14 protein-coding genes, 1 other RNA gene and 2 pseudogenes are annotated in these 14,950 nt (G+C 59.1%); all 17 read right to left on the bottom strand.

Annotated elements, in window-relative coordinates:
- Positions 1-261 precede the first annotated feature (261 nt).
- A complete protein-coding gene (locus tag EXY20_RS23105) occupies positions 262-528 on the bottom strand; it encodes a pro-sigmaK processing inhibitor BofA family protein (RefSeq protein ID WP_207671323.1) in 267 nt (88 codons plus the stop codon).
- 2 nt (positions 529-530) lie between these two features.
- A complete protein-coding gene (locus tag EXY20_RS23100) occupies positions 531-827 on the bottom strand; it encodes a DUF2508 family protein (protein ID WP_135554471.1) in 297 nt (98 codons plus the stop codon).
- A 191-nt stretch (positions 828-1,018) separates the two neighbouring features.
- The gene (locus tag EXY20_RS23095; protein ID WP_135554470.1) at positions 1,019-1,942 is read right to left on the bottom strand and encodes an FTR1 family iron permease; all 924 of its coding nucleotides are present in this window, start codon (positions 1,940-1,942) and stop codon (positions 1,019-1,021) included.
- Between the two features lie 24 nt (positions 1,943-1,966).
- Positions 1,967-2,749 (bottom strand): hypothetical protein, encoded by a 783-nt coding sequence (locus EXY20_RS23090; RefSeq protein ID WP_135554469.1) that lies wholly within the window; start codon positions 2,747-2,749, stop codon positions 1,967-1,969.
- A gap of 90 nt (positions 2,750-2,839) precedes the next feature.
- The gene (locus tag EXY20_RS23085) at positions 2,840-4,381 is read right to left on the bottom strand and encodes a nucleoporin-interacting protein (RefSeq protein ID WP_135554468.1); all 1,542 of its coding nucleotides are present in this window, start codon (positions 4,379-4,381) and stop codon (positions 2,840-2,842) included.
- A gap of 21 nt (positions 4,382-4,402) precedes the next feature.
- Positions 4,403-5,116: a glycosyltransferase family 2 protein gene (locus EXY20_RS39995; RefSeq protein WP_235886160.1), complete on the bottom strand. Its 714-nt coding sequence runs from the start codon at positions 5,114-5,116 to the stop codon at positions 4,403-4,405.
- A gap of 402 nt (positions 5,117-5,518) precedes the next feature.
- Positions 5,519-6,364, bottom strand: a pseudogene (locus EXY20_RS39990) (lysylphosphatidylglycerol synthase transmembrane domain-containing protein); the annotation flags it as partial.
- A gap of 193 nt (positions 6,365-6,557) precedes the next feature.
- Positions 6,558-7,154: a recombination mediator RecR gene (gene recR / locus EXY20_RS23075; RefSeq protein ID WP_135554466.1), complete on the bottom strand. Its 597-nt coding sequence runs from the start codon at positions 7,152-7,154 to the stop codon at positions 6,558-6,560.
- A gap of 24 nt (positions 7,155-7,178) precedes the next feature.
- On the bottom strand, positions 7,179-7,490 hold the full coding sequence (locus EXY20_RS23070; RefSeq protein ID WP_135554465.1) for a YbaB/EbfC family nucleoid-associated protein: 312 nt from the start codon (positions 7,488-7,490) through the stop codon (positions 7,179-7,181).
- A gap of 47 nt (positions 7,491-7,537) precedes the next feature.
- Entirely contained in the window at positions 7,538-9,307 is a 1,770-nt protein-coding gene (dnaX, locus tag EXY20_RS23065; protein WP_135554489.1) for a DNA polymerase III subunit gamma/tau, read from the bottom strand.
- 189 nt (positions 9,308-9,496) lie between these two features.
- Positions 9,497-10,519, bottom strand: a complete 1,023-nt coding sequence (locus tag EXY20_RS23060) for an ATP-binding protein (protein ID WP_407944934.1) — start codon at positions 10,517-10,519, stop codon at positions 9,497-9,499.
- 213 nt (positions 10,520-10,732) lie between these two features.
- Positions 10,733-10,999: pseudogene (locus EXY20_RS40690) on the bottom strand (PAS domain S-box protein); the annotation flags it as partial.
- A gap of 196 nt (positions 11,000-11,195) precedes the next feature.
- Positions 11,196-11,463, bottom strand: an RNA gene (gene ffs, locus EXY20_RS23055) — signal recognition particle sRNA large type.
- A gap of 72 nt (positions 11,464-11,535) precedes the next feature.
- A complete protein-coding gene (locus tag EXY20_RS23050; protein ID WP_135554463.1) occupies positions 11,536-11,958 on the bottom strand; it encodes a hypothetical protein in 423 nt (140 codons plus the stop codon).
- A gap of 59 nt (positions 11,959-12,017) precedes the next feature.
- Positions 12,018-12,215, bottom strand: a complete 198-nt coding sequence (gene rpmE / locus EXY20_RS23045) for a 50S ribosomal protein L31 (protein ID WP_135554462.1) — start codon at positions 12,213-12,215, stop codon at positions 12,018-12,020.
- Positions 12,216-12,335: 120 nt separating this feature from the next.
- The gene (locus EXY20_RS23040; protein WP_135554461.1) at positions 12,336-13,598 is read right to left on the bottom strand and encodes a radical SAM protein; all 1,263 of its coding nucleotides are present in this window, start codon (positions 13,596-13,598) and stop codon (positions 12,336-12,338) included.
- Positions 13,599-13,620: 22 nt separating this feature from the next.
- Positions 13,621-14,916: a transcription termination factor Rho gene (rho, locus tag EXY20_RS23035; protein ID WP_135554460.1), complete on the bottom strand. Its 1,296-nt coding sequence runs from the start codon at positions 14,914-14,916 to the stop codon at positions 13,621-13,623.
- Between the last annotated feature and the right edge of the window lie 34 nt (positions 14,917-14,950).

Genomic DNA, 14,950 nt, shown 5'->3' with positions numbered 1-14,950 from the left:
CGTTCGTCCTGAGCCAGGATCAAACTCTCCATAAAGGTAGTTCGAACTTGCTCTTCAAAACACTAGCTTACGATCCGAAGATCGCTGTTGCTTGCTCACTCGTTGTTCAGTTTTCAAAGGGCAATGAGGCTTGCTTGTCTTACCGTCTTGCGCGTCAGCCCCAAAGGCGACTTTAATAATATAGCACAGCCCACAAATCGAAGTCAACGTTATTTTTCGCGAAATATCGAGGAATTTTTTTCTCCGTCCAATGGCTGCCTCCTACGATACTAACGTCAGCTTCACCGCCGCCAGCATCAGCAATCCCGGCACGCCCAGAATGCCTACGGATGCCACAGTGACAGCGTTGATCGGAATCTGAAAATCGTACCCCGCCCCCAGCCAATTCACCGCATACAGCAGCAGCGCGGCAAACACTGCATTCATCCCGACATAGGCCAGCCATCTTGCCGAATGTCGCCGCCTGAGCAGCAGCAACACGAGAAACGACGCGGAAACGATAAACATCGCCCACCACAAGGTATGCAACTTTACCCCTCCTTCGTAAATGTGACCTGGACCGGAAGCGGCCTCATCTCGTGATGTTCCCAAGACTCCCATGTATACTGCTTTGCCTGGCGAAGCAGCATTTCGAACCGTTTCTCGGCGGCTTCCAAAGCAAAAATCGCATAGTCGATCTCATCTTGCTGCACCGCCCAATCCAGTCGCTGAAACGCGACTTCCCAATCGGCATGCGCGGCATGGATCTGCTCGTACAGCACGCGTTTCGATTGCGTCGTGTCCCCGCCATCCCGGCGCAATCGCGTCAACCGCCTGAATATGCCCATCGCCAGCCCCGCTCCCGTCTATGAAAAGCATCTTATGCTATACATATAGAGAAGAAGAGCCGTTTAGAACCGGCTTGGCCCGAACAAAAAAACTCAAAGTGGAGATCTGCTTCGAAAGCGGGGCCTCGAAAAACAACAAAGCCCCGGCCCCCCGCATCCGGGGAACCGGGACCTGCTGGACGACGCCAAATTCAACGGCCCGCCCGCATCGCCGCCGCGGCTTCCCGTTCGCGTTGCCGCCGCTGCCGGGCAAGCAGCACGAAAACGAGCAAATAGTACCCCCAATAAAACAGAAACTCCTCTACAGAAGGATTTTGCGTATAGCCGAGAAACGCTCGGAAGAAAATGCCCACCTGCCCATTGATCAGCGGGTGATGGCCCGTATCGCGAATGTACTGGATCTCGTCGACCGGATGCTCGGGCATCAACCAGGTGATGTTGTACACTTCGCCAAATTGACCGCCTGCCGTGCGATACACCGTGCCCATAAGGCCGATATCCTGCATGATGCCGATCGCCTGCACCAGCAAACCGGCCGAAATCATCGTCAGCAAGATGCTTGTCGCTTTGAAGAACGTGCCGAGCTTCACCCGTTTGGTCCCCTTGAAGAACAAAACGCCGATGGCACAGGCCAGCAGCAGCCCGATCAGCGCCCCCCAGCTTTGCAGCGCCTTCCCGATATCCCCGCCGGTAATCGCGGCGAAAAAGAACACCGTCTCCACCCCTTCCCGCACCACGACGAGAAAGGAGTGAACGATCATGTTCAGCACGCCGCCAATCGTCAAAATTTCGGCGATGCGGCTTTGCACCTTGCCCTGCATATCCCGGTTCTGCTTGTTCATGAACAGGATCATATGCGTCAGCAGCCCGGACGAGACGAGCATGATGCCGATTTTCAAATAGTTCTGGCTGCCCATCGCGGCAAAGCCCGTCAGAACGATCTGGAACAACAGCGCCACGCCGTAGCTGGCCGCAATCGCCAGTACCACGCCCGACCAAACCCACTTGTGAAAGCGCGTCTGCTCCACCCGGGTCAGATAAGTTAGAATGACGCCGACGATCAATATTGCTTCCAGCGCTTCGCGAAAAGTAATCAGGAATGCCTGCAGATCCATGCCTCGTTCATCCTTTACCAGGGATCAGATCCATTTCTTGCGACGGGCGAACCATAGCGCTCCGCCGACAACAACGACGGCGCCTACGACGACGACAGTGACCCATGGATTCGTTTTGTTCGTTCGCTCCATGGCGGCGTGGGCAGTCGTTTCATCCACGGCAGCGGCGGAAGGCGCCGTTGCCGGAGCTTGCGTTTGTACCGGGGCTGCGGAAACACTCCCGCTGGCCTGGTACGGAAACAGCGGAACCATCTGACCGTAAATAAAATTGACCTTCTCCTTAAAAATATCGGGTTGGGCCTCTTTTTTGCCGACGCCAAACAGCCCCGGATTGCCAAGCGATTCAAGCGCCGCCTCAAAAGCCTGCTCCACCGTCGCCTTCTTGTCGCCGACATAAGGCGCGAGCGCATCGAAGGTCGCCCTCGCTTTGGCCAGCAGCAGCTTCGTCGCCGCATAGTCGCTGATGCCTTGCAGCGCATAAGTGAACCGGCGATCCAGGTTCATGACGAGCACGGCCTTGAAGTTGGCGACGGTCAGCGCGGCATCCTTTTTCTGAAAATTGGCATCGAGCGTCGCGGCTACCGGCTCGCCGAAGTGCGACGATATTTCCGACCGGCGTTCCTTGTAGGCGTCTTCCGCCGCTTTCCAATTGGGCGAACCGCCCGCCAATGCCGCGTCGATCAGCTTATACGTCTCGGCTACTTCGTCTGTGTTCGCGTCGCCGTAGGAATAAGCAAATACCTGCAGCGGCACTGCACAAACGGCAAATAGCAGAGCGAGCATTCCAATTAATAACGTTTTTCTCATCCAGGCACCTCTGGCAACAAGATCAATGATTCATGAAAAATGATAATGATTATCAAAATGGGCGTCAATCCTTTTTTCATCGCACCTGCATTATCGCTTCCATTCGTAAAGCTCAATCTCGGCATAAGCCGGGTCAAAAAGCGGATCGGCGCTGAACGTCGCCAGCTTCGTCGCATGTTCGCGCCAGTCGACGCCCTGATCGGCAAACCCTTGCAGCACATGGTCGGTTAGCAGCACGCGGCGGGCGGGCTGCGCCTCGACGGCCGCCAGGAAGCGCGCATAGGTATAGATCCGGTCGTGCTCGTAGGCGGCATGCAAATACCCGAGTACGCGCGTTTCTTCCCATGTATAGAGCACGAACGGCTCCGGCAAGCGGCGCAAATAGTCGTGCAGTTGGAATATCGCCGGCTGTTCCACGGCTTGCCGTTTCAGCAGCGCGGCGCCCTGGACGAACTGTACGGCAAGCAGCAGCGGCAGCAGCATGTGCAAGGCGATCGCCATGAAGCGCAAACGAGCTTGCGGCGGCACCTCCCGCAATGCGGCAAACGTGCGCGCGACCGCCGCATACACGAAGAAAAGCAGCGGCCCGACGAGCGGTGCGATGTGGCGCGGCTTTTCGATATTTTGGCCGAGCAGCGCCCACAGGGCGTAGAACAGGACACAAGCGGCCAGCCAGCGGGCGAAGCGGCGATTCGCGGCGCCGCGCGGGTCGTCCGCAAGTGCGGCCGGTTGCGGCTTCAGCCACAGCCGGGCTACGGCCGTCGCCGCGAGGATCAGCACAAGCAGCGCCCCGGCGGCGAAAGAGTGAGCAAGCAGCGCCTGCCAGACAAGATTGTCGCCGAACAAGCGGACCATTCGCTCCGCCAGCGGCATCGGCGTCGACACGACACTGCCGCCCCATTCGGAGAAATGCCCCTGCACGAACGCGAGCGACAGCTTCCAGAATCCCGCAGGCGAACCTTCCGAGGCGGCCAGACCGGCCACCCAGACGAGCTGGAACACGCCGGTCAACGCGATGGAGGCAAGCAGCGCCGACATTTTGCGGCGCTCGCCCCCGAAACGAAAGCGGTCCGCCCACAGCGGCACAAGCGCCAGGCCGAACGGAAAGAACGAAAGCCGGACCCCCATCAGCACGCTGAACAGCAGCAGCGCCGCGGCATGCCGAGCCCACGAACGCGGCTGCTCCATCGCCCGGATTACGCTCCACAGAAACCACCACAAGGCGGCGATGCCGGCGCCTTCGGACATCGGGCGCGCGTCCATCAGCCACAGGTAAGGGGCGGTCAGCGCCAGCGCAGCGAACATCCAGCCTCCGCCCCAGCGGCGTGCCAGCAGCACCATCGGAATTGCCGAGCTAAGCGCGGCGACGGCATTCCATACCGACAGCGCGCGGGCCGGGTCGGCGATCCAGCGATGGACCGCCAGGCCGCCTAGAATGAAGTACGGGTAACCGGGAAAATGCGGCTGCATCGCCAGCAGATCGAACCGCTCCAGCGCCAGCGCAAAATCGACTTCGTCCCAGGTGCGCGCCACGCCGCCGGCGTAACGCAAACTAAAGTAGCCGCAACCGGCGACGGCGGCCAATGCGAGCAGCATCGCCCCCAGCTGCAGAACGTTTCGACCGGTCGGCATGTCCGCCTCCTCCCTTCGTCGTTACGGCTCGCGGCGGCGGCGAACCGGCCGCCGCCTCATTTCGCGATAGATGGCCGGCAGCACAGACGTTACGTACTGTCTGAATTTAATGAACGATTGTCCCTTGGTCCGCACCTGATAGGCGATCGGCACTTCCGCCAAGCGGAACCCTTGCCGCAGCAAATTGATTGTCAGCACTTGCGCGTAATTGTAGTCATGGTTGATTTCCGCACGTTCCATCGCCTCGCGCGAAAACCCGCGCATGCCGGATTGGCCGTCGCTGATCCACTTGCGCAGCAGCAGAACCTGCAGCAGCGTGAACGCGTAATTGCCCAGTCGGCGATGCAGCTTCATGCCGCGAATTCGCCCTTTGAACCGGGAGCCGAACGTGTAGTCCGCCGCGCCGCTCAAGATCGGAGCGAGCACGTCGGGAATTTGCTCCGGCGGGTATTCGTTGTCGGCGTCGATCATCAGCCCGGCGTCCGCTCCCATTCGGCAGCATTCGGCCAGCCCTTCGCGAACGGCGGCGCCCAGGCCGCGATTGCGCGGAAACGATACGACCCGGTCGGCCCCGGCTTCCCATGCCAGCGCTGCGGTGGCATCCCGGGAGCCGTCGTCGATCACCAGCACTTTCACACGAAAATCCGGGTGAAAGAAACGAGGAATCCGGGCGATGACGGCCGCAATATTGTCCGCTTCATTATGCGCCGGGAGGAAAACGACGATGGTGCGCAGATCGGGCGCACCTGTGAGTAATGTGGATGAATCGACACTGCTATTGTCCACATTGTCCACAGTATCCACATCTCCAGCTGCCATTTCCGTGAACATTTTTCTGAAAATATCGCCCGACCCCTCCACACCGCCCACATTACTCACATTTTGATCGCGAAAACTATCCACACCGCCGACAATATCCACACTCTCCTTCTGAAATCTATCCCCGCAATCCGACCTATCCACAGCCGAACTGCTTAAACTACTCACAATATCCACACTATCAACAGGCTGCTGTTGAGAAGTAGCAACAACCGACTCCGTTTGCCGCTTCGCGCTTCTGCGGCTTCTCCCCATCCAGGCCCGCCAATCCGACCGACGGACCGGCATGCGGACCCACGTGACGGCGCCTGCGACATAGGCGAACGCAAACTTGAACAGGTGCGACATCACGGCGGCCGCGTAGGCCGTTTTCCAATCGATGCCGAGCCAGACGAGCGTGCCGCTCAGCGTGCTTTCGTACGTGCCGATGCCGCCCGGCGTCACATGAAACACTTGGCCGGCAATCGTCATGCTGTTCGCCCATACCAGCCAGCCTGCAGGCAAATGCAAGCCGAGCGCACGCATGACGCTATACAGAACGCCGGCTTCCAGCAGCCAGCTTGCCGCCACCAGCAGCGCGATCGCCGCGCCGCTTGGCGAGAGCAGAACGCCGTGCGCATGGGCGAGATGCTTGCGCACGAACGACAGCCGGGAAAGAGCCGGAAGCCTGTAGCCCGCCGCAAGCGCCACGACGGCGGCAGCCAGGACGGCCAGCCACAGCCACGAGGCGGATAACCCGTGCCGCACGATACCAACACCGGCAATTGCGGCAAGAACCAGCATATCGAGCAGCCGCATCGCGCCGACCGAATGAAGCGCCTCGTCCCAGGTGCGGCGCCCGCGCTGCATCAGAAAGCCGACGCGGGCGATGTCGCCGGCTTTAAGCGGCAGCAAATGGTTGACGAGCAGGCTGTAGATGATGCCGTGATAGTAAATGCGGTAGGGGGTGCCGGAGCCGTCGTACATTCGCCAGGCAGCCGCTTTCAGCACGAAGGCGCCCCAATAGGCCGCCGCCATCAGCAGCAGCCACTGCGGATGCGCGACCAGCAAAAGCAGATGCTTCTTCAATTCGGCGAAGTCGAACCAGCGCCAACTCATATACAGAAATCCGATCAGAAGCAGCCCCCCGAGAACGGGGACGATCTGGCGGCGAAATAACGTCATGGGGGATCCTTTTCCCGTGCTGGATTGATCCGGCACAATACGGATGAGAAACGTTCTCATCCCAGTGATGGTATGATTATAGGGCGTTTTCGGGGAGGCGTCAATGGGAAGGCATAAACACCGAAACGCCCCCATGAAGGGGGCGTCGGGGAATAGGCATCACGGAAAACACACGGCCGAAGCTCGCGTCGCGTTATAACTCGCGGCGGCCTTCCAGCGCCTTGGTCAACGTCACTTCGTCGGCGTATTCGAGATCGCCGCCTACCGGCAAGCCGTGCGCGATGCGCGTCACCTTGAGCCCGAACGGCTTGACGAGCCGCGACAAATACATTGCCGTCGCTTCGCCTTCAATGTTCGGATTGGTCGCCAGAATCAGTTCCTGCACTTGCTCGTCGCCCAGCCGCTTGAGCAGCTCGGCGATGTAAATTTCGTCGGGACCGATCCCCTCCATCGGGGAGATGGCTCCGTGCAGCACATGATAATAGCCGTGAAATTCCTTCGTCCGCTCCATTGCCACCAAGTCCTTCGGCTCCTGCACGACGCAGATGACGGCGCCGTCCCGGCTCTTGTCCTGGCATATGCGGCAAGGGTCGATGTCCGTGATGTTGCAGCAGACGGAACAGTAGTGCAAATTGCGCTTCACGTTGACGAGCGACTTGGCGAATTCGAGCACGTCTTCTTCTTTCATGCGGAGGACGTGAAACGCCAGCCTGCCCGCGGTTTTCGGACCGATGCCGGGCAGGCGCGTGAACGAGTCGATCAATTTGGCGATCGGTTCGGGATAGTACAAGCTTGTTGCCTCTTCTCAAATAGTTTAGAACAGCCCCGGCAGCTTCATGCCGCCGGTAAACTTGCCCATGTCTTTGTTCGCGAGCTCGTCGGCTTTCGTAATCGCGTCATTGACCGCTGTCAATACCAGATCCTGCAGCATGTCGACATCGTCCGGGTCGACCGCTTCCGGCTTGATGACGATGCTCATGATCTTTTTGTGCCCGTTCGCCGTGACGGTGACCACGCCGCCGCCCGCGGTGCCTTCGACCGTTTTGCCGCCGAGCTCCTCCTGCGCCTTCAGCATCTGCTCCTGCATCTTCTTCACTTGCTTCATCATCTGGTTCATGTTATTCATCGCATTCGTCTCCTTTGAATGTATATCGATTGACAGCCGCCCGCGCTCTACTCGTCAGTCACCTTGACCAACTGCTCGCCGAACAGCGACAGGGCGCCGGTCACCAACTCGTCAGCGGCGCGGTCCGGCTCATCCGGCGTAGGCTGCAGCACCTCCGGCTCCGCTGCGGACACGGCCGCCGCGTCGTTCCATTCCTTCTGCATCACTGTCGCAAGCTTGGTCGGATGGCCGAATACCGCCGACATGACCTGCTCGATGAGCTGCCGGTTGTCCGGCTTCTCCGTCGTTTCGCGATGGATCGCGTTCTTGAACGCCAGCAGCATCGTGTCGCTGTCGAACGACACGGGCTCGCCGTTCATGAGCCAGGCATGAACGGTCACCTTCTGCTCCTTCACCTGCGCCAGCACCTGGCCCCACTTGCCCATCGCCTGCCGGAACAGCGGGCTGTCCTTGCCCTTGAGGTAGGCGTCCAGCTTCACGCCCGAGCGCCGCAAGGCCGCCGCGGGCGCCGCCGGGGCAGCCGCAGCCCGCGGCGCGGCTGTACCGCCGGCCGCGCCTGCCGCGCCGCCGCCGGACGCTTGCTGCTGCGCCAGCTGCGCGAGCTGCCGCTCCACTTGCTGCAGCCGCTGCTGCAATCGCGCCACTTCGCCGGCATCCGCCGCCGCGGCAACCTGCGCTCCGCCGGCGGGCGTTGGCGCGCGTACGGCATCGGCCGCGGCCGGCGCCGCTTCTTCGCTGGCGCTGCAAATTTTCATCACGGCCACTTCGAACAACGTCTGCGGCTGTGCCGCATATTTCATTTCGACCTGATACTTATTGAGCGTGTCGATCAATGCGAACAACTCGTCGTTGGCGAACGCAGCCGTAATGCCGGCAAAGCCGGACACATCGAGGATGCGGTCCGTTACCGCCTGCGAATTCGGCACCAACTTGATCAGCAGCAAGTCGCGGAAAAACAGGATCAAGCTTTCCATGCACTTGTCCGCGCTTTTGCCTTCCTGCATCAGTTCGTCGATCAGCTGCAGCGCCCGGCCGACGTCCTTGTCCTTGATCGCCTCGGCCAGCTTGGCGAACTGGTCGGCCGCCATGCCGCCCGTCATCGACACGACGTCGGCGTAAGCGATGCGGCCGCCCGCGAACGCAGCCGTCTGGTCGAGCAGGCTGATCGCGTCGCGCATGCCGCCGTCCGACAGCCGCGCGATCAGCTGCAGCGCGTCGCGATCGGCGTCGACGCCTTCCTCGCGGCAGATCAGCGCCAGCCGCTCGACCTGCTCCTCCAACGCGACGCGGCGGAAATCGAAGCGCTGGCAGCGCGATATGATCGTCGCCGGCAGCTTGTGCGGCTCGGTCGTCGCCAGCACGAACATCACGTGCGCCGGCGGCTCCTCGAGCGTCTTCAGCAGTGCGTTGAACGCTTCCGTCGTCAGCATGTGCACTTCGTCGATGATATACACCTTCTGCCGGACTTCCGTCGGCGCGTACTTCACCTTGTCGCGGATGTCGCGAATCTCTTCGACGCCGCGGTTGGACGCCGCATCGATTTCGACCACGTCCATGACGGAGCCTTCGGTGATCCGCAAGCACGCCGAACATTCGTTGCAAGGCTCTGCCGCCGGTCCGTTCAGGCAGTTGACCGCTTTGGCCAATATTTTGGCGGCGCTCGTCTTGCCCGTGCCCCGCGGCCCGCTGAACAGGTAAGCGTGCGCCAACCGCTGCTCCTTCAAGGCGTTCTGCAGCGTCTGTATAATATGCTGTTGTCCGACCATCTCCCGGAACGCCTGCGAGCGCCAAGAGCGGTACCATGCAATGTGCGCCATATTGTCCCCTCTGCGGCTTTCGCCGATCTTGCCCATCCTGTGGTTCTCCTCATTATACTATAAGCGGCCCCGCCGTTGAAGGGCGGCGGGACAATCGGCGCAGGCTCCTGCACGCGGGTGAGGTCCGGAGAGAGGCAGCAAGAAGGGAGAACCCGGCGGATTCTCCCTTGTCGCCTTCCTATGGGGCACTTACGGGAACGGAATGCACACCGCGAAAGTCGTGCCGAACCCTTTGGACGATACGCGAATATTCCCTCCCATATCATGGACGATGCGCTGACATACCGACAAGCCGAGGCCGGTGCCGTTTTCTTTGGTCGTGAAGAAAGGGTCGAAAATTTTGTCGATGACGAAGTTCGGGATCCCCGGCCCGGTGTCGTGGATTTCCACGTGCACCTTGCGCTCCTCGTAATCGACTTTTTCGCAGATGGTCAGTTTGCCGCCGGACACCATCGCTTCGATGCCGTTTTTGCAAATATTAAGGAACACTTGCTTGAGCAGCTTGCGGTCGGCGATCACTTTCGGCATCGCGTGCACCGAATCGTCGTAATGCACGGTGACGTTGTGCAGAATCGCCTCATTTTCGATAATCGGCAAAATTTCCTTGAGCACGTGGGAGATGTGCACTTCGTCGAAGGTAACGATTTTGCGCTTGGAAAGAAGCAGAAACTCGCTGACCAGCTCGTTGATCCGATCGATCTCGGTCAGCATGATTTCGGTATAGCTGTGCTCCTTGTCCATCTCCTTCTCGTGGAACGTATTTTTGAGCACCTGGAGAAAGCCTTTGATCGACGTAAGCGGGTTGCGGATTTCGTGCGCCGTGCCCGCCGCAATCTGGCCGATCATGGCCAGCCTGTCGCTGCGCTGCACTTGCTCCTCCAGCGAGCGAAGGTTGCTGACATCCTTGAAAATCAAGTAGGCGCCCACGATGCGGCCTTCCTCGTCGCGCAACACATTCGTGTCGAGCAACAAATCGTAGCGCTCCTCCTGGTTGTTCATCCAGGAAATCGCATGATTGCGCAAAACGACGCCGTCCAGAATCGTTCGCTGCACGAGCCGGTATTCGAGCGGCACGGCGGCGAATACGTCCTCCATCGGCTTGCGGATGATATCCTCGCGCTTGAAGCCAAGCACCCGGCACGCCATCTCGTTGATATCGACCAGCGTGAACCCGGTGTCGAGCAGCATGACGCCCATGCTCAAATCCTGCATGAACGTTCCGGCGAAACGCTGCAGCAGGTGGGGGCCCCGCAGCGTGCCGTCTTCCAGGACAACAATCAAATAATACGGCGTATCGTGGCCCTTCAGTTCGTACGGCACGATGAAGATCGGGCCGGAAAGCGACGCCCCGTTCGACGCCAACAGCGTGATGACCGGGCCGGGTATATTATCGGCAACCGCCTGCGTACAGCGGGAAGCAAGCAGGTCCATCTCTTCCTGCACTCCAAAAGCATCTCTTACGGTTCGACCGGCAATCTCGTCATCCCGGAGACCAAGCCTGCGATTCAATTCGGCATTGCACAAGGTAATGCGTCCATTCGAATCGACGACCAGAATGGCAGACGGACACATATTTATGTATGCATTTAATTGTTCCAGAGAGAAGCGCAGCAGAATGGTAACTATGTTCGGGACTGACAATCCGGTTTCCCTCCCAGTTGAAAAAGTGTCGGAGTTTACAAATATAAACATTCTCCCTTTATTGGGCTTTTCCTTCCCATTCTGCGCAAAAACTTGCGTTTCCCGCCTTTCCGCCGCTGTCGATGTGATAGAATATCACACCCTACCCGGATTGGAGAAAACGCATACATGTTGTCCTGTCCCTAAAACAAAAAAACGTCCCAACCTCAATAATGGTTCGAGACGTCACTATTAATTCGAGCAGGAACCGTGCACCTGCTATTGATCGTTGCGATCCAAGCGGCACCCCTGCCGTTTAGCTCGAGCCAGGCTGCCCCCCGGCACATGAAACATCTTGCTTACGGCTGCTTCCTTCCGGACCTGACCGGGTTCACAAGGTTTCATTGCGAAGGACCCGACTGTCAACACTGCGTACAGATACCAGACCTCACATCAACAAGACCTCTAGCAGGAATTCAACCCCGCTATAGCGGATTGCAGGTTACAGGGCACCGCTACCTCCCCGTCTAGCACGGCAAAACTAAGTATAGCCGATCACCAGGCAAATAGCAACCGACGGCAGGCTTTGGCAACCCGCCGTCGGACCGTCACCGCTGAAAGATGCCGGACTTGTTTACCCTTACCTTGACATTGTAACGCGGCATCATGCGGCTTACCTGCTGCTGCGCGTCGGCCTTGATCCGCATCGCTTCCTCGATCGGCGTCGCGTCCTCCAAATCCAGCGTCACGAAGACATTCGGCCCGTTAAGCACGATGGTCGACTTGCGAATGCCGGAGATGCGGGCCAGCGTGTCCTTGATCAGCTGGGTATCCGCCGTATACGTGTGGTACGTTTCGTTAGTCGGCAAGTTCGGGTTCGATTGCGAGGTGCCGAGCATGCCGTCGTTGGCATACGCCTTGGTCTTGCCGGGGCTTGCATTCGGCGCGGAAGACGAGGAATGGCCGCAGGCAGCCAGCGAGACGAGCAGCGCGGCAGCGGCAACTATGGCGGCAATACGCTTGGCGAACATAAAAAATCCCCCCTTAGGCCATTAATGTGGCCCAAGAGAGGATTTCGTATTCGCTTCGCTTAGATGCCGTACTTCTTCTTGAACTTATCGACACGGCCGCCAGCATCGATGAATTTCTGTTTGCCGGTGAAGAACGGATGGCAAGCCGAGCAAATTTCGACGCGCAGGTTCGGTTTAACCGAGCCCGATTCAAACGTATTGCCGCAAGCGCAAGTCACGGTTGCCACATGATATTTCGGTTGGATTGCAGTTTTCATTTCTTTCACCTCTCTCCGCCCTGGTCAGTTCGTCGACCAGAGTTAAATGGACACGTGATGGCATTATATCACCTTAACCGCGTCTGATGCAACCTGCAATTTATCGGCGGTTATGGGCGGCTATCGGCGGTCGCTGCCGACGATGTCGGACGGCACATGGGTATACGAACCGATCACGACATGGGGCAGCTCCTCGCGGAAAATGTCGATCATTTGGCCCATGCCCAGAATGTCGCCTTGCGCCTTCGGGATGATGTTCAGATACGCTTCCGGATCGATGTTCAGATTGCGCATCTGAATCAGCTTCAGGTCGGTGCGCCGCGCGAACTCGATCATCGCCTCGATCTCCTCTTCTCGGTCGGTGACGCCGGGGAAGATGAGGTAGTTGATCGACGTAACGACACCTTTGTCGGCGGCATACCGCAACGACCTCTCGACATTCTTCAGCGTATAGCCGCGCGGCCTGTAATACGCGTTGTAATGGTCGTCTAGCGCGCTGATCGTGCTGACCCGCATCAGGTTCAGTCCCGCATCGACGATGCCGCGGATATGATCGGTCAGCCCCGCGTTCGTATTGATATTGATGAAGCCTACGTCGGTGATCTCGCGCACCTTCCGCATCGCCGGCACGATCAGCGCCGCCTGCGTGGACGGTTCGCCTTCGCAGCCTTGGCCGAAGCTGATGATGCTGTCCGGTCCGCGCAAATGCTCCAGCATGATCTCGACGATTTCGTCTACCTTCGGCTTGAAATTCATGCGCGTCTGCGGCGCAGGGAAGCCGCTGTCGTCGGGCTGCTCCGAGATGCAGCCGAAGCAGCCGGCGTTGCACGAATATGATACCGGCACGGCGCCTTCCCACCGCTGCAGGAACGTGTTCGACGCCGTCAGGCATTCGTAGCCGAGCGCGCAGTTGCTGAGGTGCTGGTACAGCCGGTTCTCCGGATACTTGGCGACCAGCCGCTCCACCTGCAGCTCCAGCTCGGCGACGTCGCAATTGCGCGGGTTCCACCGCTCCGGATCGTCGGTCAGCCGCGCCGCCGCATGAAAGCCGCCGTCCTTCCAGACGACCGCGGTGTAGCCGAACAGCGGCAGCGACTTCGTCTTGTCCGCCTTGATGTACCCCGGCAGCAGCAGCCGCGTATACCCTTGCGGAAGCAGCGCGCCCACGGCGGTATACGCGCTGTCGAACGGGCGCATCTCGCCGCTGTCCGGGTCGAGGTAGACGGCGCGCGTATCCGGCAGGCTGACGAGCGTCGCTCCTTCCGGCAGCGGGATCAACTCGTCCTCCAGCAGCTCCGTAATCATGTCCGCGCTGCGCCCAAGCGCCAGATAGTCGGGATGGTCGTAAACGTTGCCTTCCTTGTCGGCATAAACGAAATTCATGGTTCCTGCTCCCTGCGATCCGTCAGGAGACGGAACTGCTCTTCACCCGCTTGTTGCTGTTGTTGCCGTTAAGGTTCGTTTCCAGCGTCTCCAGAAACTCCACGTTCGTTTTCGATTCGGCAAATTTGCGGATGAAGGCGTCGGTGAACTCATGCGATTCCTGCATGTTTTTGCGCACCGCCCACAGCTTGTCGAGCTCTTCCTTCGTCAGCAGCATTTCTTCGCGGCGCGTGCCCGAGCGGCGAATGTCGATCGCCGGGAAGATGCGGCGCTCCGCCAGCCGGCGGTCCAGATGCAGCTCGAGATTGCCGGTGCCTTTGAACTCTTCGTAAATAACGTCGTCCATCCGCGAACCGGTTTCGATCAGCGCCGTCGCCAGAATCGTCAGGCTGCCGCCTTCTTCGATATTCCGCGCCGCGCCGAAAAACCGCTTCGGCCGGTGGAACGCCGCCGGATCGATCCCGCCCGACAACGTGCGTCCCGACGGCGGGATAACCAGATTGTACGCCCGTGCCAGACGCGTGATCGAGTCGAGCAAAATAACGACGTCCTTCTTGTGCTCCACAAGCCGCATGGCCCGCTCCAGCACAAGCTCGGCCACCTTGATGTGGTTCTCCGGCAATTCGTCGAACGTCGACGCGACGACTTCCCCTTTGACCGAACGCTGCATGTCCGTCACTTCTTCGGGACGTTCGTCGATCAATAGCACGAACAGCTCGACATCCGGATAATTGGCCGCGATGCTATTGGCGATTTCCTTGAGGAGCAGCGTTTTGCCCGCTTTGGGAGGAGCGACGATCAAGCCGCGTTGGCCGAAGCCGACCGGGCTGAGCAAGTCCATGATGCGCGTTGCCAAATGGGTTGGGACATTCTCGAGTACGATCTTCTTCTGCGGAAAGAGAGGGGTGAGAGCCGGGAAGTGAAGCCGTTCGGCGGCCGTCTCCGGCTTCTCGCCGTTGACCGCTTCCACCTGCAGCAGGCCGAAATAGCGCTCGTTCTCTTTGGGCGGCCGGCATTTGCCGGAGACGACATCGCCCGATCGCAAATCGAATTTGCGAATCTGCGACGCCGAGATGTAAATGTCTTCGGAGCTGGGCAAATAATTGATCGGCCGCAGGAAGCCGAAGCCTTCCTGCAAAATATCGAGCACGCCCTCCATGAACATGAGCCCGCTCTTCTCTGCCTGGGCACGCAGGATGGCGAACATCAGCTCTTTTTTGTTCATCTTGTTGTAGGCGACGATCTGATAGTTTTTGGCCAGTTTGTATAATTCCGTTAGCTTCTGTGCTTCCAACTGCGCGAGCTGCAAATTTTCCATACGATCTACCACCAGATCATCATATTTTTATTAC

The sequence above is a fragment of the Paenibacillus cymbidii genome (assembly GCF_004764705.1).
Lineage (GTDB): Bacteria > Bacillota > Bacilli > Paenibacillales > NBRC-103111 > Paenibacillus_AN > Paenibacillus_AN cymbidii.
This window is presented reverse-complemented; position numbering and strand designations above follow the sequence as displayed.

What these genes read in the sequence shown, in the direction of transcription:
- EXY20_RS23040 (WP_135554461.1), bottom strand. Translation starts at nt 13,598, where the DNA reads ATGAATTTCGTTTATGCCGACAAGGAAGGCAACGTTTACGACCATCCC.
- EXY20_RS23090 (WP_135554469.1), bottom strand. Translation starts at nt 2,749, where the DNA reads ATGAGAAAAACGTTATTAATTGGAATGCTCGCTCTGCTATTTGCCGTT.
- EXY20_RS23100 (WP_135554471.1), bottom strand. Translation starts at nt 827, where the DNA reads ATGGGCATATTCAGGCGGTTGACGCGATTGCGCCGGGATGGCGGGGAC.
- EXY20_RS23050 (WP_135554463.1), bottom strand. Translation starts at nt 11,958, where the DNA reads ATGTTCGCCAAGCGTATTGCCGCCATAGTTGCCGCTGCCGCGCTGCTC.
- EXY20_RS23095 (WP_135554470.1), bottom strand. Translation starts at nt 1,942, where the DNA reads ATGGATCTGCAGGCATTCCTGATTACTTTTCGCGAAGCGCTGGAAGCA.
- EXY20_RS23060 (WP_407944934.1), bottom strand. Translation starts at nt 10,519, where the DNA reads ATGCAGGATTTGAGCATGGGCGTCATGCTGCTCGACACCGGGTTCACG.
- rho (WP_135554460.1), bottom strand. Translation starts at nt 14,916, where the DNA reads ATGGAAAATTTGCAGCTCGCGCAGTTGGAAGCACAGAAGCTAACGGAA.
- EXY20_RS23085 (WP_135554468.1), bottom strand. Translation starts at nt 4,381, where the DNA reads ATGCCGACCGGTCGAAACGTTCTGCAGCTGGGGGCGATGCTGCTCGCA.
- rpmE (WP_135554462.1), bottom strand. Translation starts at nt 12,215, where the DNA reads ATGAAAACTGCAATCCAACCGAAATATCATGTGGCAACCGTGACTTGC.
- EXY20_RS23070 (WP_135554465.1), bottom strand. Translation starts at nt 7,490, where the DNA reads ATGAATAACATGAACCAGATGATGAAGCAAGTGAAGAAGATGCAGGAG.
- dnaX (WP_135554489.1), bottom strand. Translation starts at nt 9,307, where the DNA reads ATGGCGCACATTGCATGGTACCGCTCTTGGCGCTCGCAGGCGTTCCGG.